The sequence below is a fragment of the Actinokineospora fastidiosa genome (assembly GCF_014648415.1).
GTDB lineage: Bacteria > Actinomycetota > Actinomycetes > Mycobacteriales > Pseudonocardiaceae > Actinokineospora > Actinokineospora fastidiosa.
Map to the genome: position 1 here is coordinate 1,660,709 of NZ_BMRB01000002.1, position 19,656 is coordinate 1,680,364.

19 protein-coding genes are annotated in these 19,656 nt (G+C 73.7%); 5 read left to right on the forward strand and 14 right to left on the reverse strand.

Annotated features, from left to right (window positions below; genetic code table 11):
- Positions 1–1,284: 1,284 nt before the first annotated feature.
- The 12 genes from IEY98_RS17545 to IEY98_RS17600 all read right to left on the reverse strand — a co-directional run bounded on the left by IEY98_RS17545 (position 1,285) and on the right by IEY98_RS17600 (position 13,023).
- The gene (locus IEY98_RS17545) at positions 1,285–1,815 is read right to left on the reverse strand and encodes a phage tail protein I (RefSeq protein ID WP_189211477.1); all 531 of its coding nucleotides are present in this window, start codon (positions 1,813–1,815) and stop codon (positions 1,285–1,287) included.
- The gene (locus IEY98_RS17550) at positions 1,815–3,752 is read right to left on the reverse strand and encodes a putative baseplate assembly protein (RefSeq protein WP_189211478.1); all 1,938 of its coding nucleotides are present in this window, start codon (positions 3,750–3,752) and stop codon (positions 1,815–1,817) included. Before IEY98_RS17550 ends, IEY98_RS17545 begins: the two co-directional genes overlap by 1 nt.
- Positions 3,752–4,159, reverse strand: a complete 408-nt coding sequence (locus tag IEY98_RS17555; RefSeq protein WP_189211479.1) for a GPW/gp25 family protein — start codon at positions 4,157–4,159, stop codon at positions 3,752–3,754. Before IEY98_RS17555 ends, IEY98_RS17550 begins: the two co-directional genes overlap by 1 nt.
- A gap of 11 nt (positions 4,160–4,170) precedes the next feature.
- A complete protein-coding gene (locus IEY98_RS17560; RefSeq protein ID WP_189211480.1) occupies positions 4,171–6,072 on the reverse strand; it encodes a phage baseplate assembly protein V in 1,902 nt (633 codons plus the stop codon).
- Positions 6,069–6,905, reverse strand: a complete 837-nt coding sequence (locus IEY98_RS17565) for a LysM peptidoglycan-binding domain-containing protein (protein WP_189211481.1) — start codon at positions 6,903–6,905, stop codon at positions 6,069–6,071. Before IEY98_RS17565 ends, IEY98_RS17560 begins: the two co-directional genes overlap by 4 nt.
- Positions 6,902–7,348, reverse strand: coding sequence for a phage tail protein (locus IEY98_RS17570; protein WP_189211482.1), 447 nt, complete (start codon positions 7,346–7,348; stop codon positions 6,902–6,904). The genes IEY98_RS17565 and IEY98_RS17570 overlap by 4 nt, the downstream gene beginning before the upstream one ends.
- A 25-nt stretch (positions 7,349–7,373) precedes the next feature.
- A complete protein-coding gene (locus tag IEY98_RS17575; protein ID WP_189211483.1) occupies positions 7,374–7,835 on the reverse strand; it encodes a phage tail protein in 462 nt (153 codons plus the stop codon).
- A 16-nt stretch (positions 7,836–7,851) separates the two neighbouring features.
- Positions 7,852–9,798 carry an eCIS core domain-containing protein gene (locus tag IEY98_RS17580; RefSeq protein WP_189211484.1) on the reverse strand — a complete coding sequence of 649 codons (1,947 nt, stop codon included), beginning with the start codon at positions 9,796–9,798 and terminating at the stop codon, positions 7,852–7,854.
- Positions 9,799–10,480: 682 nt separating this feature from the next.
- Positions 10,481–10,633: a DUF6760 family protein gene (locus IEY98_RS17585; protein WP_189211485.1), complete on the reverse strand. Its 153-nt coding sequence runs from the start codon at positions 10,631–10,633 to the stop codon at positions 10,481–10,483.
- Positions 10,630–11,025, reverse strand: a complete 396-nt coding sequence (locus IEY98_RS17590) for a phage tail assembly protein (RefSeq protein WP_189211486.1) — start codon at positions 11,023–11,025, stop codon at positions 10,630–10,632. Before IEY98_RS17590 ends, IEY98_RS17585 begins: the two co-directional genes overlap by 4 nt.
- Positions 11,022–11,483 carry a phage tail protein gene (locus tag IEY98_RS17595; protein WP_189211487.1) on the reverse strand — a complete coding sequence of 154 codons (462 nt, stop codon included), beginning with the start codon at positions 11,481–11,483 and terminating at the stop codon, positions 11,022–11,024. Before IEY98_RS17595 ends, IEY98_RS17590 begins: the two co-directional genes overlap by 4 nt.
- A 10-nt stretch (positions 11,484–11,493) precedes the next feature.
- Positions 11,494–13,023, reverse strand: coding sequence for a phage tail sheath family protein (locus tag IEY98_RS17600; protein WP_189211488.1), 1,530 nt, complete (start codon positions 13,021–13,023; stop codon positions 11,494–11,496).
- A 192-nt stretch (positions 13,024–13,215) separates the two neighbouring features.
- Between IEY98_RS17600 and IEY98_RS17605 the strand changes: the two genes are divergently transcribed.
- On the forward strand, positions 13,216–13,803 hold the full coding sequence (locus IEY98_RS17605; protein ID WP_189211489.1) for a Pvc16 family protein: 588 nt from the start codon (positions 13,216–13,218) through the stop codon (positions 13,801–13,803).
- A gap of 70 nt (positions 13,804–13,873) precedes the next feature.
- Positions 13,874–14,269 (forward strand): PAAR domain-containing protein, encoded by a 396-nt coding sequence (locus IEY98_RS17610; protein ID WP_189211490.1) that lies wholly within the window; start codon positions 13,874–13,876, stop codon positions 14,267–14,269.
- On the opposite strand, the gene IEY98_RS17615 is transcribed toward IEY98_RS17610, so the two are convergent.
- The gene (locus tag IEY98_RS17615) at positions 14,266–14,979 is read right to left on the reverse strand and encodes an NUDIX hydrolase (protein WP_189211491.1); all 714 of its coding nucleotides are present in this window, start codon (positions 14,977–14,979) and stop codon (positions 14,266–14,268) included. The genes IEY98_RS17610 and IEY98_RS17615 overlap by 4 nt on opposite strands.
- Before the next feature lie 153 nt (positions 14,980–15,132).
- On the opposite strand from IEY98_RS17615, the gene IEY98_RS17620 reads away from it, so the two are divergent.
- Together IEY98_RS17620 and IEY98_RS17625 are read left to right on the forward strand one after the other, a co-directional pair.
- The gene (locus IEY98_RS17620; RefSeq protein WP_189211492.1) at positions 15,133–16,524 is read left to right on the forward strand and encodes a 5'-methylthioadenosine/S-adenosylhomocysteine nucleosidase family protein; all 1,392 of its coding nucleotides are present in this window, start codon (positions 15,133–15,135) and stop codon (positions 16,522–16,524) included.
- A 50-nt stretch (positions 16,525–16,574) separates the two neighbouring features.
- Complete coding sequence (locus IEY98_RS17625; protein WP_189211493.1) at positions 16,575–17,975, forward strand: WD40 repeat domain-containing protein; 1,401 nt, start codon at positions 16,575–16,577, stop codon at positions 17,973–17,975.
- Here IEY98_RS17625 and IEY98_RS17630 read toward each other — a convergent pair whose 3' ends face one another.
- Positions 17,976–18,470, reverse strand: coding sequence for a hypothetical protein (locus IEY98_RS17630; RefSeq protein WP_189211494.1), 495 nt, complete (start codon positions 18,468–18,470; stop codon positions 17,976–17,978).
- A 132-nt stretch (positions 18,471–18,602) separates the two neighbouring features.
- On the opposite strand from IEY98_RS17630, the gene IEY98_RS17635 reads away from it, so the two are divergent.
- Positions 18,603–19,628 (forward strand): GNAT family N-acetyltransferase, encoded by a 1,026-nt coding sequence (locus IEY98_RS17635; RefSeq protein WP_189211495.1) that lies wholly within the window; start codon positions 18,603–18,605, stop codon positions 19,626–19,628.
- The last annotated feature ends 28 nt before the right edge of the window (positions 19,629–19,656 follow it).

Consider the following 19,656-nt stretch of genomic DNA (forward strand, 5'->3'; position numbering starts at 1 on the left):
CGCCCGTACTCGCCGGAACCGGCGGCGGAGCCGCAGCGGCTGGCTTCGGCGGAGCAGGGGGCGGCACGGCGGCACCCGGCAATGGCTGGGCCGGGGGCGGTGGGGGCACGACGGCCGCCGGTTTCGTCGAAGCAGGCGGCGGGACCGCCGCACCCGGCACCGCCGGATCGGGTGATGGGGCCGCTGCGCCCGGGTCCGCCTGAGCGGGTGGGGGGCTCGCTGCGGCCGCTGTCGCGGGAGCGGGTGGCGGGACCGCCGCACCCGGGACCACCGGAACGGGTGACGGGGCCGCTGCGCCCGGCACCGCCGAAGCGGGTGGGGGGCTCCCTGCGCCTGGTGTCGCGGCAGCGGGGGGCGGGGCCCCCGCACCCGGGACCACCGGAACGGACGGCGGGGCCGCCGCACCCGGCACCGCCGGAACGGACGGCGGGGCCGCCCCACCCGGCACCACCGAGGCAGGTGGGGGGCTCCCTGCGCCTGGTGTCGCCGCAGCGGGGGGCGGGGCCGCCGCACCCGGCACCGCCGGAACGGACGGCGGGGCCGCCCCACCCGCCACCGCCGGAGCGGGTGGGGGGCTCGCGGCGCCTGGTGTCGCGGCAGCGGGGGGCGGGGCCGCCGCACCCGGGATCGCCGCAGCGGGTGGTGGGGCGGCTGCGGCTGGGGGCGGCGGAGCGGGTGGGGGTGGGGGTGCTGTGGTGCTGGGTTTGGGGGGCGGTGGTGGGGGGACCGCGCTGACTGGCTTTGGTGGGGCTGGGGGTGCGGGCGGTGCTGGGGGTGCGGGAGGCGCTGCGGCGGGGGTTTTTGGGGGAGGTGGGGGGACGGCGCTGGGCTTGGGGGGGACTGGGGGTTTGGGGGGTAGTGGCGGTTTGGGCGGAGGCGGCTTCGGCGGGGGTGGCTTGGGTGGGGGTGAGCCGGGCTTGGGCGGGGGGCTGGGGCGGGACGGGGCGGACGACGTGGAGGGGGTCGCTGAAGGGCCGCCGGGGCGGGGTGGGGCGGGACGGGTGGGGGTTGTGCCCGGGCGGGTGGGGGTTGTGCCCGGGCGGGTGGGGGTGGCGCCTGGGCGGGGGGTGGATTCGACGGGTGGGCGGTTGCCCACGTCCGCGTAGAGGACCGACTGCAGCCGCGACAGGAAGCCGCGCTTCGGGGCGGCCTCCTCCTCGTCCTCCTCCACCGGGGGCGGTGGAGGCGGTTGGACGCGCTCGCCCGTCCACTCCAGGAAAGCGCCGCATTGGCCGCAGAAGGTGTCCTTCTCGGAGTTGTGGTGGCCGCAGCCCTTGCAGACGATCACGTCGTCACCTCCACCCGGTGGACCACGTGGGCTGGTTTGCCCGCGGCCACCGCTTCCTCGACCACTTCCTGCGGGATCGGCGCCGCCGCGCGGACGCGGACGGCGAGGCGGGGGTGGGACTCGCCGGGCAGGGGCGCGCCCGGGTCGGTCGACCACGCGACGCCGCCGCTGTCGGCTATGTCCACGGTGCCGCCGGTCAGCACCTCCAGGTGCGCGCGCAGCCCCGCGACCGTCCCCCGCATCCGGTACATCTCCACCGCCGACGCCACCACAGCCCGTTTGCGCTCCACGGGCCACTCCGGGTCCAGGGCGATGCCCACCCAGCCCGACAGCCACGTCAGGAAGTCCTCCGGCGCCAGCATCGGGTCGACGTAGTTCACCAGGCAGTCCACTGTCGACAGAATGGGCGCCAGCACGTCGTCGAAGCCCGCCACGAACCGCTCGGTGAAGGGGTCCTCCTGGTACACCGCGGGCAGCATGTCCAGCAGCGGGGACGGGGAGGCCAGACCGGGGACCAGACCGCGCATCAGTGGTCCTCCACCTTCACGTGGTGGTCGTACCCGAACACCAGACTGTGCCGGTCCAACTCAAGCCGCTGCGTCTGCGCCCCGCGCTCGCCGGTCACCGGGTTCGCGCCGAACAGCCGGACGTCCTCGACCAGGTCGACGCCGCGCACCCGCTGCAGCAGCGCGTAGACGTCCCCGGCCTGCACCGGCCGCCCGAACGGCCAGCCCGTCCCGTCGGGCCCGCCGCTGATCGGGTTCAGGAACCCGTACAACGCCGCCAGGGCGTCCGTGCGCACCCGCGCCTGGTCCACCCGGGGCCGCGCGATCAGCCGGGCCACCACCGTCACCCCGCGATACCGCGGCGGCGACACCAGCACCCGCGTGCCGATCAGCCGCACCGAGTCCAGCCGGTCGGTGATGCGCGCGAGCATGTCCTCGCCCGGCACCAGGTCGGCGAACTCGACGCGCCCGTCGCGCTGCGCCGCCGCGGGGACGACCAGCACCCGCAGCGAGCCCGCGTCGGCCTCGTCGTCGCCCGCCGTGACGCACCGCACGCGCGCCACGTCCGGGGCGGCCTCGCGGGTGATTGCCTCGTAGTCCTCCGCGGTGACCGCCCGGCTGCGGGTCCGCAGCAGGATGGGCCCGCGCGCCTTGGCCTGCTCGACGGTCTCCCCGTCCACCCCGCCCGATGCCGCGTGCAGGTTCTCCACCGACGCGACGAACGGGATGGACGACTTCAGCGTCCGGATCGTGCCCCGCCCCACGTTGCCCAGCCGCCCGCCGCCCACGGCGTACCGCAGCCGGATCACCGCGGACGGCTCGGGCACGGCGCCGTGCACGCGGAACCCGCCGTCGGCCTCCCGGATGGACGGACCGAAGTAGACGGTCCCGCCCGCCGCGTCGAGCACGTAGTGCCGGTCCTGCGGCCCGCTGCCGACGAAGTGCTCGACCCGGGTCCACTCCTGCCACCCGGCGTCCGACGACACCTCCAGCACCACCCGGTCGGCCACCACGGGACCGCGCTCGATCGGGAACGACTGCCCGGGCACGCCCTCCGACACGCCCAGCACCTCGTCGTCCACCAGCTCGCAGTGCGCGGCCTCCACGGTGCCGCCCACGGTCCCCGCCGCGAGCGCGCCGATGATCGGCGACTCGTGGTAGGTCGGGAACTCCGCGCCGACCTCGACAACGCGGGCGCGCAACCACCCGGCCCGCTCCCCCGCGATCACGCTCACCTCGTGCGTCCCGGGCACGTGCACCAGCACCTCGCCCGCGGTGTTGAGCGCGCCCGTGCTGTCCTTGCTGACAACGCACTCCACCCATTCCGACCCGGTCCACGCCTCCCAGACCAGCGGCGGGTGGTCCGGGTGCACGCCGACGCCCTCGACCCGCGCCGAGACGTCCAACCGCACGACGCAGTGCGGGACGGCCGAGGTCAGCCCGACCAGCAGCAGGTCGCCGGGCGCGGGCACCGCCGAGAACGCCGGGAACGTCTCCCCCATGCGCAGCGCGTCGGTGTGGAAGGCGGGCTCGCCGTCGGTCACCGTCGCCACCGCGTGCACCGCGCAGGGGATGATCGACAGCGGGTGCGCGGTGGAGAACACGACCGACTCCTCCACGTCGGTCCGCACGGTCGCCACCTCGGTCCCGGCCGGGATCCCGACCGGCGCGATCGCCGGGGCCGAGAGCCAGAACGTCACCGGCACCCGCGCGGTCGCGGGCGGGATGAGCCGCAGCCCGATCATCTCCAGGAACTTCACGTACAGCCGGTCGGGCACCTGGTTGAGCCGGAACAGCAGCTGGTCGGTCATGTAGGCGAACGTCTCGATCAGCGTCACGCCCGGGTCGGACACGTTGTGGTCGGTCCACTCGGGACAGCGGCGCATCACCATGCGCTTGGCGTCGTCGACCAGGTCCTGGAAGCGGCGGTCGTCGAGGTTGGGGGCGGGCAGGGCCATCAGTAGTCACTCCCGTCCTCTGGGATGGTGTAGAACGGGAAGACCAGGTTGCGCCGGTCGTTGGTGTCCTTGATCCGGTACCGGATGTCGATGAACAGCGCGCCCTCCGTGTCCGGGTCGGGACGCACGTCCACGACCTCGATGTCCACCCTCGGCTCCCAGCGCAGCAGCGCCCGCCGCACCTCGTGCGCCAGCTCGGCGATCGTGGCCGGGTCGATGGAGCGGAAGACGTAGTCGCGGATGCGGCTGCCGAACTCCGGCCGCATCGGCCGCTCCCCCGGGTAGGTCGCCAGGATGAGGCGCATCGCCTGCTCCAGCTCCACCTCCCGGCGCACGAGCGCGATGCCGCCCTGGGCGCCGACCCCGAGCGGGAACGCCCAGCCAGCGCCCACGAAGTCTGCCGACACCGCGTCCTCCTTCAGTTCAGCTTGATGATCTTGCCCTTGATCTCGGTGGCGGTCTGCCCCTCGATCGCGACCGTCTTGCCCTTGAGCGTCAGCGGGCCGTCGGACTCCAGCTTCAGCCCGGCCAGGCCCGCCTTGATGGTGATCGAGCCCTGCCCGCCGCACTCGATGGTCAGCGCGCCCGGGACCTGGCTGACCGGCGGCGCGGGGTCGCACTTCAGCGAGACGGTCCCGGCGACCTGGTCGATGCGCAGCGAGAGCTTGTCGTCCTTGGTGCCCAGCACGATGTCCGAGCGCCGCGGCCGGGGCGCGGGCGGCACGACCTCGTCGCCGAACAGCAGCCGGTTGCCCGCAGGCGAGGCGATGCCGCGCTCGACGACCGCGCCCGAGCCGTTGACCGAGGTCTCCAGCGAGCCGAAGTCGGAGTTGCGGTTCACCAGCCCGCCGAGCACGTACGGGCGGCGCGGGTCGCCGAACTCGAAGCCCACCAGCACCTCGTCGCCGACCTCGGGCAGGAACAGCATCCCGCTGCGCCGCCCGGCCCCCACCTGCGCCACGCGCGCCCAGTCGGACTCGTAGTCCGGCGCCAGCCACGGCATCGCCACCTTGACCCTGCCGAGGTGGCGCGGGTCCTTGGCGTTGGTGACCACCGCGCACACCAGCCCGTCGGTCGGCGACTGGCGCGCCGACCCGGCGGCGGTGAGCCGCAGCAGCGACCGGTCCTGGCGTCCGCTGACGACGAACCGGGTGTGGTAGCCGCCCTCGGTCGGGTCGAAGACGTGCCGGGCGTTGGTCACCACCCAGTCGCCCTCGAACTGGGCGGGCACGCCCGCGATGGCGACGGTGGCCCCGGCCTGGATCGCCGGGTCGCCGTCGGCGTCCCCGTCGGCCTCGGCGAACGTGCTCGACACGTGGTCGGCGACGCTGCGCGCGACCCGGTCCGCCGCGCTCTGCGCGCTCGGCCCGCTGCCCACCGGGCGGTCGACCACGAGGTAGGCCGTCGCGCTGGGCGTCGGGCCCATGTCCAGCGCGGGCATCCCGGGCAGCGGCGGGGGCGCGGGGACCGGCACCGGCAGCGAGATCCCGCTGCCGAACGAGCGGGCAAGCGCTTGCGGGTCGTCGTCCACACTGGCCGAGCCGGTGGTCGAGTCCGAGCGGCCGACCACGACCTCGGCCGTCGTCGGGTCCCACACCCTGACCTCGACGTCGGGGGTCAGGTTGGCCGCGCTCGTGCGGGCCAGGAACGTGTGCAGGTTGCGCTTGAAGGTCAGCGTCGAGCCGAGCCCGGCCAGCGACGCCGCCGCGTCCACCAGGCCGCCGCCCCCGCCGGAGGCCGAGGAGGCCGCGCGGAAGAAGAACTCCCCGCCCGCGACGCCGGTCTCGTAGCCGATCTCGCGGGCGCGGGCGGTGAGGAAGTCCCAGTCGGTCTGGGCGATCTGGGCGATGTGCTCGTGCGTGCCGCGGGATGCCTCGATCGTCCCGACGCGCAGCCCGGCCTCGCGGGCGATCTTGCGCGCGATGTCGGAGTCGGTCATGTTGACGAACGTGCGGGTGCGCCGCGCCCGCTGCAGCCGGTGCGCCTTCTCGTAGCCGCGCACGACGGTGAGGATCATCGCGTCCTGGCAGACCGCCTCGATCGCGGTCACCTCGCCGGTGATGAGCTCGGTGTCCGACCCGCCCGCCTTGCGGCCCTTGACGGTGACCACCGCGCCGATGGCGAGCCCGGTGTCGGCCACGAGCGTGCCCGCCTCGTCGGTGAACGTCAGCTCGAACATGTCGGGCAGGTGCAGGTGGGTGTCCACGACGGCGCGGATCAGCTGTTGGGAATACATCGGCAGCATCGGCACGCCGACCGGGTGGCCGATCGACACCGCGGGCATGACCACCGCGGAGGCGTCGGAGAACAGGCCCGTCACGCCGTGCCCCCGGTCAGCTCGTGCGGGTTGGGCAGGTAGAGCGTGCGGCCGGGCCGGACCCTGCTCGGGTCGGTGATCCCGTTGACCTCGGCGATGCGCCGCCACAGCCCCGGCCTGCCGTAGCGGGCGGTGGCGATCGAGGTCAGCGTCTCGCCGTCGCCGACGGTGTGCGTGGCGCGGCCGGGCAGGCCGCCGGAGGTCGGGTTGGTGGGCAGGCTGGCCAGCGCGCTGGGCTGCTGGCGCAGCTTCAGGTCCACCTCGGCGCGCAGCGGGATGCCGGTCACGTCGAAGCGGACGAAGGTGATCGCGACGTTGAGCAGGCGCACCTCGTACATGAAGGCCACCATCGGCGGGCCCCACTGGAAGATCAGCTCCGGCAGCGTGGTCTCCAGCGTCGCGCCGCCGATGCCGGTCGCGCCCGGGCCGCTGAACGGGCTCATCCAGCGGATCAGCTGGTCGCAGCGCAGCTTCGCGGTCAGCCCCTCGAAGGTGACCTTGCTCAGCACGATCTCCGGGGCCATCACCTTGCGGGTGATGGTCGCCGTGCCGCCCGCGGGCTCCTGCAGGTCGTGCATGTTGGGGCGGGAGACGTAGCTGGCGCTGCGCCGGATGGAGATCTTCTCCGGGTTGAAGTCGAACGGCACCACGCCCGGGGTCTTCGGGTTGAGGCAGTACAGCACGGCGGGCACGCGCGCGCCCGCGACCACCGCCGCGCCGACCCCCGCGCCCACGACCGCCGACGCCGTGCTCTGCGCCATGTCCATCGGCGTGCTCACCGCGCTCGCGGCCTGGTCGACCGGGCCGCCGGACATCGCCACGCTGAAGTCGGTCACAGGAACCCCTCGTGCACCAGTGTCAACGATTCCATCGCCACGCCCAGCGACGTCGCGTCCAGGTCAGGGCCCTTCCAGCTGCTGGGGTAGACGTTGCGCAGGTGCCAGGAGGTGACCTCCTTGGCGTGCGCGTCGAACAGCGTGATGCGGGCGGTGCCGCCGGGGGCGCCGATCATCGACTGGACCCACGCCTGGGCGCGGTTGCGCAGCCACGCCTGCACCATGGCGGCGCTGGCCTTGTCCATCGCGCGCTCCAGCGTGACCTCGGGGTAGTCGATGTTGCCGGGCAGCACCGGCTGGTAGAGGTAGTTGCCGCCCTCCTTCACCTTGTGCGGGTTGAACTTCACCGCGAGTCCCTTGCAGCGGGCCCAGCCGCCGAGGTCCACGCCGTCGACCGACACGTGGAACCGCGTGGTGAGGGCCAGCATGGTCTTCATGGTCATGGCCACGGCGCACCTCCTCAGGTGGTCAGAACAGCATCCGCTCGTCCGGCAGGAATCCACTGTGGACGAGTTCGAGGGTCTCGACGGAGATCTGGCTCGCCCCGGCGTCGAAGCTGCTGATCGCCCACCGGGCGGGCATGACCTCGCGCAGGTCCCAGGTGGTGACGGGGTCGGCGTGCAGCGCGGTGTAGAGCTCGATCACGCCGTCGAAGACCTCGCAGTTGAACTGGTTCTTGTCGAGCCACTCCCGCACCTGCTTGGTCTCGTCCGACACCGCGCGGGAGAGCTTGACGTTGGTGTACTTGGTGTTGCCCGGGAAGTAGAACCGGTTGTTGCCCTGGTCGCCCGCGCGGTACTCGGCCACGTCGAAGGCCACGTCCAGGCCGTCGGCCTTGGTCCAGCTGCCCAGGTCGTAGACCTTCTTGCCGGACATGCGCACGACGAACCGGTTCGCCATGCCGATCTTGCTGCTGTCGCTCAGTGGCACGATTCGCCCCCTTTCTCTAGCGGAAGTCGGTCAGAAGCCCGGCGCGTTCGCGGTCGACCAGCAGCTCGAGGCGCAACCGCCCGCGCAGCCGCTCGTACAGGCGGGCGGTCAGCTCCTCGATGTCGACCCGGTCGAGGTCGATCGGCTCCTGCTCGCTGCCGTGGCCCGCGCGGTCGTGGCCGTCGTCCGGGCGGCGGATCGGGACGGTCTCGCTGAACTGCACGACGTCGCCGAACACGCCGTCGACCTCGTCCGCCCTGCGGCGGTCCCGGTGGTCGGAATAGCGGTGCGGCCTGTGCTCGTCCTCGTCGTCGGGCTCGACCGGTCGCGGTCTGTCCGGCGTCCGTCCCTGCCGCGCGGGCGCCGGAGCGGGCGCGCCTGCAGAGGGCATCGGCCGGGGCCTGCCGTCCGCGCCGACGACCTCGCTGAACTGGACCACGTCGCCGAACACGCCGTCCGGCGGCGGCGCCGACCACGAGCGGCGCGGGCTCGGCCGGAAGCCGGTGAACTCCTCCCGGTCGAGCCTGCGCTCCAGGCGTTCGAGGTCGGCCTGGTCGAGGTGCCCGACCGGGGGGAGGTTCTGGTAGTCGCGGTCGGTGTTGATCATGTCGAGCATCTCCGCCTCCAGCTCCTGGCGGCGGGCCTCGCGGTCGAACTCCGGCGCAGGCGCGGGCGCGGGGCCGCCGCCGAGCCGGGGGTGGCTCCACTGCTCGACCACGCGGTGGGCGGAGGTCTCGGCGATGTGCGCGATCTCCTCGCGTTCGGGCTGCTCGAAGTGCGACGACTGCACGGCCGTCGGCTGGACGGCGAGCTGGGCTGGTCCGCCGAGCGCCGGGGCGGGGGCAGGCCTCGGGTGGTGGAGTTCGGGGGCGGCGGCGCTGGTGGTCTCGTAGCGGCGTTCGACGGCGACGGCCTCGGCCTCCAGCCTGCGGCCCTGGTCCGGCACCCTGCCGAGCACGCGCTGCTGGGCGACGTGCACGAGTTCGTGGGCGACGAGCGCGCGCGCCTTGGGCGCGGTGAGGGGACCGGCGGCGTCGGGGAGGAACACGGCGCCTGCCCTGGCGAACGCCCGCGCGCCCCGCTCCCGCGCGGCGGCGTCGACGGCGGGGCCGCGGAAGACGGGGACGTCGGTGACGTCGGTGCCGGTCGTCCGGCTGACGTCGTCGGCGATGTCGGCGGGGGCGGTCACCTGCACGATCGGCTCCCCCGGGGCCGGGGGCCGGTCAAAAGGGCGCTCCGACCGGTCCTCCGACCCGGTCGGCGTGGCCTCGGGGTGCACGAGCGGAGGCTGTTCGGCGGTCGCCGCAAGCGCTTCGGGGTGCACGAGCGGGGGCTGCTCAGCGGTCGCCCCAAGCGCCTCGGGGTGCACAAGCGGGGGCTGCTCAGCAGTCGCGGCAAGCGCCTCGGCGAGCGACGGCGGCTGGTCGACCTTGCGCAGACCGTCCAGGGTGTACGGGAACCCGGTGCGAGCGGGCGTCTCCGGCGGGGCATCGGGCTCCACCCGCGAGACCGGCGCGCCGAGCCCGAGCCTGCGCGTCTGCCCCAAGGACCGTCGCCGCGGCGGCAGCGGCCTCGGCGGCGCGGGCGCGGTCCCCTGCTCGGCCACCCGGGCGGGCGGCTCGGGGGACGGTCGCGGCGCCGGATCGGCCTGCTGGGCAGGCGGTGGGGTGAGGGGCGGCAGGACAGCGGGGATGTTGGTGGGGATGGCCGTCGGGATTGACGTGGGGAAGTCCGCCGGGATGGTGCTGGGGATAGCGGGCGCGGCCTCGGGCTTCATCCACTCGGGAATGTGCCGGAGCCACCCGGGCGCCCGGTACGGCTCCGCGGGCTCCCGCGCCTCCCCGACGAACTCGTCGGTCGCCGCGGTCAACGGTTTGCTCTCACCAGCCAGCCCAGCCCGCACCCGCCGCGGCGCGGGCGGCGGCGGCAACGGCGCGGTCGGCCCGGCCACCACCTCAGGCACCGGCAACACCCGCGCCAACCCCTCCACCCGCCCGATCGCCTCCCGCTCCACCACGACGGAGGCTCGAGGATCGATCAACGGCGGCCGCACCGGAGCGTCCCCCACCACCAACGGCGCAACCCCCCGAACAGTGGGCGTCAACGGCGGCAAGGAGGCCCAGGACCGAGCAGACCCACGCCCAGCCCCCGCCCCACCCGCACCGCTCGCCTGGCCAGACCCGCCCGGCCCCGGCGCTCCGCCGCCCGTGGCCGAACCAGCCGAGTCACCAGCCGACCTGTGGCCCACCGGCACCTGACCTGCCGAACCTCCGGCCAGCGCCTGCCCCGCCGCGCCATTCGACGCCTGCCCGACAATGCCGCCAGCCGATGCTTGACCTGCCGCACCGCCCGACGCCTGCTCCCGCGCGCTGCCGCCCGGAAAGGCCGAACCAGCCGAGTCACCAGCAGTCCATTGCTCCACCGGGCCGCCTGCCGAGCCTGCACCGCCGGCAGGCCCCGTGCCGCCTGCGGTCGCACCGGTGGCCCACTGGGCATCCGGGCTTCCCGGCGATCCCGCACCAGCGGGACCGGCGCCCGGCGCTGGACCTGCCGCGCCGCCCGGCGCCGGATGCGTCGCGTCGTCGGGTGGGGCCTGGTCCGCTTTGGCCGTGCCCCAGAACCTCCACCGCATGGGCCCCTCCCTCCTACTGCTCGACTCTGGTGTGGATGCGGCCGATCTCGGTGATCAGCCGGGTGCGCACCGGGTGTTCGAGGTCGAGGATCGAGTCGAACTGCCAGTGCAGGTAGTAGGCGACGTACGCGACCTCCTCCCAGAGGCGGTCGGTCGCGTACGTCACGATCCCCCCGGCGCATCACCGGCGAGGTCCACCGCGAAGCCCTTGCCGCAGTGCGGGCAGTCCACCGCGACCTCGGTGTGCCCGTCTGCGTTGATGCGTCGGTACAGGTCCTGCAGGAACGCCATGTCGGAGGCGAACAGGTTCTCCACCACGAACGTGTCCACAGCGGGCAGGTCGCCCAGCGTGGTGACCGTGCGCTCCAGCAGCAGCACCGTCAGGTACGCCGGGTTGGCGCGCGCCCGCTGGTCGGACTGCGTCGTGATCTCGTCGCGGGCCGTGGCCAGGCGCATGACGCCGGAGCGGTGCACCTGGCCGTGCTCGTCGACGTACCCGCGGGGCAGCGTGAACGGGTACTCCGTGCGCAGCCCGGTCGAGGTGACCGCCGCCGTCACACCGACACGCGCTGGATGCGCTCGGACACGATCGTGACCGTCTCCATCAGCACCTCGCTGGAGCCCGCCTTCAGCGCGCCGATCTCCAGTTTGGACGGCCACGCGTGCTCGAGGTGGTACCGCGCCACCGGCTTGCCGTCCGTGCCGTACATGACCAGCGAGCACGACTTGCGCGCGGCGACGATGTCCCCGGCGAGCACGGCCTCGTGCCAGGCCCACAGTTCCATGCTGGAGTTCTTGCCGCGCTTGAGCACCAGCGTCGCGGGCTTGGTCTTGCCCGGCAGCTTCTTGAGGACGACCTCCTTGTCCGTCGACTCCATCAGCTCGACCGGCTCCACCTCGGTGGTGATGCCCTGCAGCTCGGAGAACGACGCGATCTCGTAGCCGTCGATGGTGATCGAGAACCGCGCCGCGGTCAGCGCGTCGTTCGGTTGGTTGGAACCCAGTCCACCCGCCATGACCTAACTCCTATTCCTCGAGACCGGCGCCCTCGGCGAACTGCGAGATGCGGAACACCACGAACTCGGCGGGCTTGACCGGCGCGATGCCGATCTCCACGGTGAGGATGCCCGCGTCCCGGTTCTCCGGGGGGTTGTTCTCCTCGTCGCACTTGACGAAGAACGCCTCGGCGGGCGACTTGCCGAACAGGGCGCCGTCGCGCCAGACCCGCCGCAGGAACATCGTCACCGTGCGCTTGACCGAGTCCCACAGCTTGGGGTCGTTGGGCTCGAACACCACCCAGTTCGTGCCCTGCAGGATGGACTTCTCCACGTAGTTGAACAGCCTGCGCACGTTGAGGTAGCGCCACTCGGGGTCGCTGGAGAGCGTGCGCGCGCCCCACACCCGGATGCCCTGGCCGCGGAAGGAGCGGATGCAGTTGACCGCGATGGGGTTCAGCAGGTCGTGCTCACCCTTGGTGATGTTCAGCTCCAGCGTCACCGCGCCGCGCACGACCTCGTTCGCGGGGGCCTTGTGCACGCCGCGCTGGGAGTCGTTGCGCGCCCAGATGCCCGCCATGTGGCCCGACGGCGGCACGAACACCTGCTTGCCCGCGACCGGGTCGGCAACCTTGATCCACGGCCAGTACAGCGCGGCGTACTTGGAGTCGTAGCCAGCGAAGTCCTGCCGCCACTCCTTGACCTGCTGCGCCTTGAGCCCGGGCGGGGCGTCCAGGATGGCCACCCGGTCGGCCATGAGCTCGCAGTGCGCGATCATCGCCAGCTGCACTGCCTTGACGTCCTCGCCGCTGAGCGCGCCCGCCTGGTGGGCGGCCATGAGGTCGGGGACGCAGAGCATGGTGATCTCGTCGATGGCCTCCAGCCCGGCGAAGCCGGTGCGGTCGGCGGCGTTGCCCACGTACTCGTTGGAGTCGATCCTGGCGGGCAGGTTGGCGTCCGCTGGCGGGACCAGCGCGGTCTCCCCGGCGTTCGGCACGGCCAGCGCCTTGCCCTTGACCTCCTCGACGGTGATCAGCTTGGACTGCTGCTGCACCACGGTGGCCACGTTGTTGGGGCCGCGCTTGGCGGTGACGTTGTCGAACGTCTCCACCGGCTGGCCCGCCTTCTTGACCACGAGCCGGAAGGTGTCCTCGCCGTCGGGCGTGACCTCGACGGCCAGGTCGGTGTCCATGGGCGAGCGGGCGGCCACGGTGAGGCCGGGGCGGCCCTCGGCGCCGGGCAGCTCGGCCCGCGCGGCGGGGGCGTGCCCGTTGCCCTGCGCGCCGCCGTCGGGCGCGGCGCCGACGCGCACCACGTAGGCGACGCCGCCGCCGTTCTGGAAGTAGCCGTAGACGGCGTGGGCCAGATAGCAGCCCGGCACGAAATCGCCGAAGGTCGTCTTGAACTGGGTCCAGTTCGTCACGAGGACCGGTTCGTGCAGGGGGCCGCGCTCGGCGAACCCGACGAACGCCGCGACCGCGGTGCCCACGGCCTCGATGGGCCGTGATCCGGAGGACACCTCCTCCATGTAGACGCCGGGCGCGAGGTAGCTGCTGGCCATGTCGACTTCTTCTCCCTCACATGCGAGCGGATCCGCCGGTTCCGAGCTTGGGGGGACGCGGCGATCAACCGCAGTCGCCGCGGGGCGGGGGCCGGGGCACCCGCGGCTGCACCTTCGGGCGAACCCGCCGCACCGGAAGGACGGGCGGCGGACCGTGTACAGGGCGTCCGGACCGGGCGAAGACTGGCGCGTGTGATCACCGAGGTGGACGACGCGCTGTGCGTGCTCATCGGCCGCGCCCTGCCCGAGGGCACGGCCGTGCGGCTGGACCCGCCGAAGCCCACCTGGCAGACCGAGCGCCCGTCCGCGGCGATCGATCTGTTCCTGTTCGGCCTGCACGACGACCCGCGCGGCCGCGAGTCGGGATGGGACGACATCCGCGACGAGCGCGGCGCGGTGCGCTCCCGCCGCGCCCCCGCCCGCCGCTGCGTGCTGTCCTACCTGGTCACCGCCCGCGCGGCGAAGGTCGGCGACGAGCACCGGCTGCTGGACCTGGCCCTGCGCGCGATCCTGTTCGCCGACGCCATCCCGCCGGACTGCTTCGAGTCCGACGCCGACGAGCCGGTGACCCTGGCGCTGTCCGGCGACGGCCCCGGCGACCTGTGGAGCAGCCTCGGCATGCCCGCCCGAGCCGCCTTCGTGTTCACGGCGTCGGCGGCCTACCTGCCCGCGTCCGACGAGGACATCGCCCCGCCCGCGGAGAAGCTGGCGTTGCGCTCCGGCCAGAACGTGCCCGGCGCGCTGAGCCCCTCCGCGCCGAAACGGTGGGTGCGCGCATGACATCCGCGGCGAAACAGGCACTGCGCCCGAGCCTGCCCGGTCCGCTCTCCCCGGAACGACGGGTGCGGGCATGAGCTTCGCGGCCAAGATGGGCGACAAGGTGGTCGGCACCGACACGCACGTCGTGCTGGTCCCCTCCCCCGGCGGTCCGGTCGCCACGCCGACGCCGTTGCCGTTCGCGGGCACCATCACCGGGGGGTGCAGCGCCGACGTGCTCATCGGCGGCCAGCCCGCAGCCGTGGTCGGCAGCACCGCGACCAACGCGCCGCCGCACATCGTCCCGCCGCCGTCGACGTTCCAGAATCCGCCGACCAATCAGGGCACGGTGGTCAAGGGCAGCTCGTCGGTCCTCATCAACAACAAGCCCGCCGCCCGCAACGGCGACAAGGTCAACACCTGCAACGACCCCGCCCCGGCCCCCACGGGCACGATCGTCGCCGCGGGCACGGTGATGATCGGCGGCTAGCGCCAGCCGCCGGTGCTCCGCAGGATCGGCGGGTGCAGCACGTCGGCGGTCCCCCTGCGGTACAGCGCGGCAGGCCTGCCGCCGTGCTTGGTCGTGTGGCCGCCGGTCGGGACCAGGAAGTCCGCCACGCCGGTGACCTTGCGGTGGAAGTTGCGCGGGTCGAGGGTCTCGCCCCACACGATCTCGTAGACGTTGCGCAAGTCGGCGACGGTGAACTGCGGCGGGCAGAACGCCGTGGCCAGTGCCGAGTACTCCAGCCTGCTCCTGGCCCGCTCGACCCCGTCGGACAGGATGCGCTGGTGGTCGAAGGCCAGCGTGGCGCGTCGGGTGAGCACCTGGGACACCGGAACCCACCGGGCCGAGCGCGCGTCGCCGCCCGCCGTCGGCTCCGGCAGGTCGGGCACGATGGCCAGGTACGCCACGGCGATGACGCGGCGCCGCGGGTCGCGGTTCGGCGCGCCGTAGGTCCGCAGCTGCTCCAGGTGCAGGTTCTCCGGTCGCAGGCCGGTCTCCTCGGCCAGCTCGCGCCCGGCCGCCGTGTCGACGTCCTCCCGCTCCGAGGCCAGGAACCCGCCGGGTAGCGCCAACTTCCCCGCGTAGGGCTCGATCCCGCGCTCGACGAGCAGGACCTGCAGCCGCGCCGACCGCACCGTGAGGACGACCAGGTCGACGGCGACGGCAACCGCGGGGATCTCCCAGTCGCTGGACATGGCGCAAGCCTAGTTCATGTCACCCGGACGACAAGTGAAACGAATGAAGACCTCCCGACGAGACGACAGGTACGAGGCGCCCGTAATCATCACCTTGACGAGAAGTGCCCGCCCGCCCTAGCGTGACGCCGCGACCGGACCGAACGGAGTCCCATGATCGTCATCCTCACCGCGCTCGACCTGGAGTGCGCGGCCGTCCGGGCGCACCTGACCGACCTGCGGGCGCACCACCACCCCGCGGGCACGGTGTTCGAGGTGGGCACGCTCGCGGGCAGGCCGGACTGCCCGGTCGCCCTCGCGGTCATCGGCATGGGCACCGTGAACGCCGCGGCGATCACCGAACGGGCGATCGCGGAGTTCCGCCCGGCGGCGGTGCTGTTCGTGGGCATCGCGGGCGGCCTGCGGCAGTGGATCGCGCTCGGCGACGTCGTGGTCGCCACCCGGGTGTACGCCTACCACGGCGGTCGGATCGACGGCGAGGAGTTCCTCGCCCGCCCGCAGGCGTGGGACACCTCCCACCGCCTGGTCCAGCTGGCCAAGCTCGTCGACCGGCGCAAGGCGTGGCCGGGCGCGGACGCCACCTCGGCCGAGGTGCACTTCGAGCCGGTCGCGGCGGGCGAGGTCGTGCTCAACTCCTCGACCGCGCCGGAGCGCGAGCGGCTGCGCTCGCACTACAACGACGCGGTCGCCGTCGAGATGGAGAGCTCCGGGGTCGCGCTGGCGGGCCACCTGCACGAGTCGACCCCCACGATCGCCGTCCGCGGCATCAGCGACCTGGCGGAAGGCCACAAGGAGGCCGCCGACTCCGCCGGATGGCAGGACATCGCGGTGCGCAACGCCGCGGCGTTCGCGGCGGGCCTGGTCGCGGCCATCGGCCCAACGGAGACGGCACGGCAGCGGACGGACGCCCCCGGTGGTCCGCTCGTCAGGACCACGCACAACACCGGCGGGAACAGCGTCGGCGACATCGTCTCCACCGGTCCGGTCACGATCGACCAGCGGATCCGGAACTTCGCGGGCGCCCGCCCGGTCACGACCGCGCTGGTGGCGGTGGCCCTCGCCGTCGTGCTCGGCCTGTCAGGCTGGGGCGCGTACCGGGTCGTGGCCGAGGTCGGCGGCCCCGCCACGACCGAGGGCGCCCCCACGACGCAGGCATCCGATCAAAGCACGCCGGAGAGGGCCGTCGCCGATTTCGCCGCCGCGCTCAACGCCAACGACGAGGCTGCCGCGGAGAGGCTCGTGTGCCCGGAGCGGTTCGACTGGCTGGAGACCAGGCTCGGGGTGGTGGACGAATACCGGTCCGGGACCGCAGAGGAGGGCGGCGTCAGCCTCGCAGGCGTCACCCTCACCGTCGTGGTCGTCTCCGTCGCCCCGGCCGACCGGCCGTTCACCGGCGGAAGCACCTACCAGGCCGAACTCGCCTGGACGCACGGCAACCTGCCGCAGGACCTGGACCCCGACCTCAGGCGGCGACTGGAGAAGCCGGACGACTGGAACTCCGGCGTGCGCCGGGAGCCGGACGGCCGCTGGGTCATGTGCGGCTGATCCACCCCGTTCCGAAACCAATTCACCCCGAGATTGGGACTCGCATGGACATGGAAACGGTAGTCGCCTTGCTGGCCGAGAGACCGGCCTCCGGCCCCGCGGTCCGGATCAGGGCGGTGGTCGCCGCGCGGCTCGGCGCCCACCCGGTGATCGAGCGGCTCCAGGCCGAGGCCGACAACGCGGCCGTGACACCGTCCACCCGGGACGAGGCCGCACGGGTGCTGCGGGCGGTGGCCGAGCAGGATCAGCACTTCGCGCGGGAGGTGCTCGCCCCCGTGCCGCCCGCTGGCCGCGTCGTGCACAACGTGGGCGGGAACCACATCGGGGACATCGTCGCGGGCGGCCCGGTCACGATCACCCAGCGCATCAGCAACTACGCGTCCGCACATCCCGCCCGGTTCGCCGCGATGGCCGTCGCCGCGGTGCTGGTGCTGGGTTCGGCGACGGTCGGCGGCATCGACCTCATCGGCCGGGCCACCGCGGACGAACCCGCGGCCTCGGACACGGCGCCCACCCGATCCAGCGTGCCGCGGACGATCAGCCCGACGATGGCGAAGACGTTCACCGTTCAGGGCGGCCTGGACGCGCTGGCGTTCAGCCCGGACGGCAAGCAACTCGCGGTCGGCGTCTACAGGGCGAGCGGGTCGGACGTGCCGGGTGTGGTGGTTCACTCGGTGGAGAGCGGCGCCGTCACCGCGACCCTGATGACCGAGGGCGGCGGTTCCTGGATCTCCTACGGCGCGGACGGCTCGTCGCTCGCGGTGAGCGGGAACGGCGGTGCGGGAGTATGGGCGGCCACCGGGAACCTGACCACGCGGCTGCTGGACGGCGCCACCACGGGCGGCACGGTGGCGAGCGCGTTCGTGCCGGGCGGCTCGACCGTCGCCACCCTCCGCGTCGGCGACGGCAGCTGCGCGCTGGAGTTCTGGGACGCGACGACCGGTTCGCGCGCGTCCACTCTGGACACCGGGGCCGAGGACTGCGCGGACCTGGCCGTCGACCCGGGCGGCAGCCTGATGGCCACCTTCGGCGGGGGATACGAGGTTGACATCTGGGATCTGCGCAGCCAGCGCGCGGTAGGCGGGTTCACGACCGACGGCGTCACGGCGCTGGCCTTCAGCCCCACCGCCCAGTTCGTCGCCACCGCGGGCGAGGAGGCCGTGGCCCTCTGGGCGCAGTCCTCCTGGCAGAAGGTCGCCGACCTGCGCGGGCACCGGGCGCTCATCACGTCGCTGGCCTTCAGCCCGGACGGGAACCTCCTCGCCACCGGCAGCAAGGACGGGACGGTGCGCGTCTGGGATCTGGTCACCCGGGAGTCGATCGCGACGCTGCCCGGGCACGACGAGGACGACGACGGGGTCATGGCGGTCGCGTTCAGCCCGGTCGAACCGCTCCTCGCCACCGCCGACGGCGACGGCGTCGTCCGGATCTGGTCGGTGCCGACCGGCTGATCACGAGGCCACCAGGCGGTCGGGGGCCACCGGGACGGCGGCGAGGACGACCATGCCGATGGCCGACACCTCCTGGTCGTGGCGCTGCATCCACGCGCGGGCGCCGTCCCACGCCGGGCGGCCGCCGTCGGTGCGGGGGCGGGCGGAGACGGCGAGCCGGTAGCGCAGGGTGCCCGCGACCGAGACGGCGGCGCGGGCGAAGTCGACCACGCACAGGCCCGCCGACACGGCGGTGTCGGGCACGCGGAAGGAGCGGGTCGTCTGGGTGAAGCGGTGGCCTGCGCCCGCGGTGATCCTGGGCCGGGGGCCGCTGACGCCGCCGACGCGCACGCCCGTCCCGAGTTCGCGCACGGCGGCCAGGCAGGGCGCGCGGTCCGGGCCCGCGACGGCCACCTCGCCGTCGAGGCTCAGCACGATCCGGACCTCCACGTGTCCTATGTCGACGGACGTGCTGGCCACCGGAGCGCGCGGCAGCCGGTACCGGAACCCGACCATGCCCCGACGGTAGGAACCGGGAGGGCCGAGGGGGAGGTCCCATCGGGCAGCCGTAGGTGCGAACCCGGTCACATCACAGAACGGAAACCCGCACGCCCCCGGCAGGCAATACCGGGCGGGCAGGCTGCTGGCATGGACACACCCACCACCTGGCGGCTGCGGGTGAGCCTCGACGACCGCCCCGGCGCGCTGGCGCGGGTCACCACCCGGCTGGCCGCGCGCGACTGCAACGTCCTGAGCCTGTCGGTGCTGCCGGTGCCCGGCGGCGTGGTGGACGAGATCGTGGTCAGCACCCCGCCCGGCCTGGCCCCGGCGGCGCTGATCGGCGACATCCGCGCCGAGGGCGGCCGGTGCGTGGGCATCACCCGCGCCGACGTGCGGCACCTCGTCGACCGCACCACCGCCGCCCTGCGCGCGACCGCGAGCGCCCTGCGCGACCCGCAGACCACCGCCGAGGCGGTGCGGGTCCTGCTGGGCGCGGACGCGGTCGGGACCGGCTCGCTGGGCGACCACGGGTGCGCCGTCGTCCGGCTCCCCGACGGGACCGAGCTGGCCGCGCGGCGCGGCTGGGCGCCGTTCACCGAGGTCGAGCTGGCCCGCGCGGGCGCGTTCGCCGAGGTGCTGGCCGCCGCCGGGGCCGTGCCCGGACCGTCCGCGGTCATCACGAGGACCGGCGCGGGCGTCGTGCTGCGCGAGGGCAGGGCCGACGACGCCGACGCCGTCACCGAGCTGCACGCGCGCTGCTCGACGCAGACCCTCTTCGCCCGCTATCACGCGGGCGTCCGCACGCTCCCGCGCCGCTGGCTGCACCGGCTGCTCCAGCCGCCGCGCGGGCGCACCCTGCTGGCGATGGCGGGCACGAGCGTGATCGGCATGGCGCAGGTGATCAGGACGACCGACCCGGCCGAGGCGGAGGTGTCCGTGCTCGTCGAGGACGCGTGGCAGCGCCAGGGCGTGGGCTCGGCGATGATCACCCGCCTGGGCGCGATCGCCAGGGCGGCCGGGCACACACGGCTGGTGGCCTGGTGCCTGCCGTCGGAGTCGGGGTTCGAGCGGGCGGCGGCCGCGGCCGGGCTGCCGATGTCCGTGCGCACCGAGGACGGCCTGGCGCGCATCGAGCTGACCGTCGCCCGGGTGACCCGCGCCACTACCCGGTAGCTATTACTCGGAAGTAACATGGTGGCCC

Excerpts from the sequence above, each read along its gene's own strand:
- IEY98_RS17545 (WP_189211477.1), bottom strand. The coding sequence starts at position 1,815 with ATGCGCGGTCTGGTCCCCGGTCTGGCCTCCCCGTCCCCGCTGCTGGAC.
- IEY98_RS17550 (WP_189211478.1), bottom strand. The coding sequence starts at position 3,752 with ATGGCCCTGCCCGCCCCCAACCTCGACGACCGCCGCTTCCAGGACCTG.
- IEY98_RS17570 (WP_189211482.1), bottom strand. The coding sequence starts at position 7,348 with ATGACCATGAAGACCATGCTGGCCCTCACCACGCGGTTCCACGTGTCG.
- IEY98_RS17595 (WP_189211487.1), bottom strand. The coding sequence starts at position 11,483 with ATGGCGGGTGGACTGGGTTCCAACCAACCGAACGACGCGCTGACCGCG.
- IEY98_RS17600 (WP_189211488.1), bottom strand. The coding sequence starts at position 13,023 with ATGGCCAGCAGCTACCTCGCGCCCGGCGTCTACATGGAGGAGGTGTCC.
- IEY98_RS17610 (WP_189211490.1), top strand. The coding sequence starts at position 13,874 with ATGAGCTTCGCGGCCAAGATGGGCGACAAGGTGGTCGGCACCGACACG.
- IEY98_RS17615 (WP_189211491.1), bottom strand. The coding sequence starts at position 14,979 with ATGTCCAGCGACTGGGAGATCCCCGCGGTTGCCGTCGCCGTCGACCTG.
- IEY98_RS17620 (WP_189211492.1), top strand. The coding sequence starts at position 15,133 with ATGATCGTCATCCTCACCGCGCTCGACCTGGAGTGCGCGGCCGTCCGG.
- IEY98_RS17625 (WP_189211493.1), top strand. The coding sequence starts at position 16,575 with ATGGAAACGGTAGTCGCCTTGCTGGCCGAGAGACCGGCCTCCGGCCCC.
- IEY98_RS17630 (WP_189211494.1), bottom strand. The coding sequence starts at position 18,470 with ATGGTCGGGTTCCGGTACCGGCTGCCGCGCGCTCCGGTGGCCAGCACG.
- IEY98_RS17635 (WP_189211495.1), top strand. The coding sequence starts at position 18,603 with ATGGACACACCCACCACCTGGCGGCTGCGGGTGAGCCTCGACGACCGC.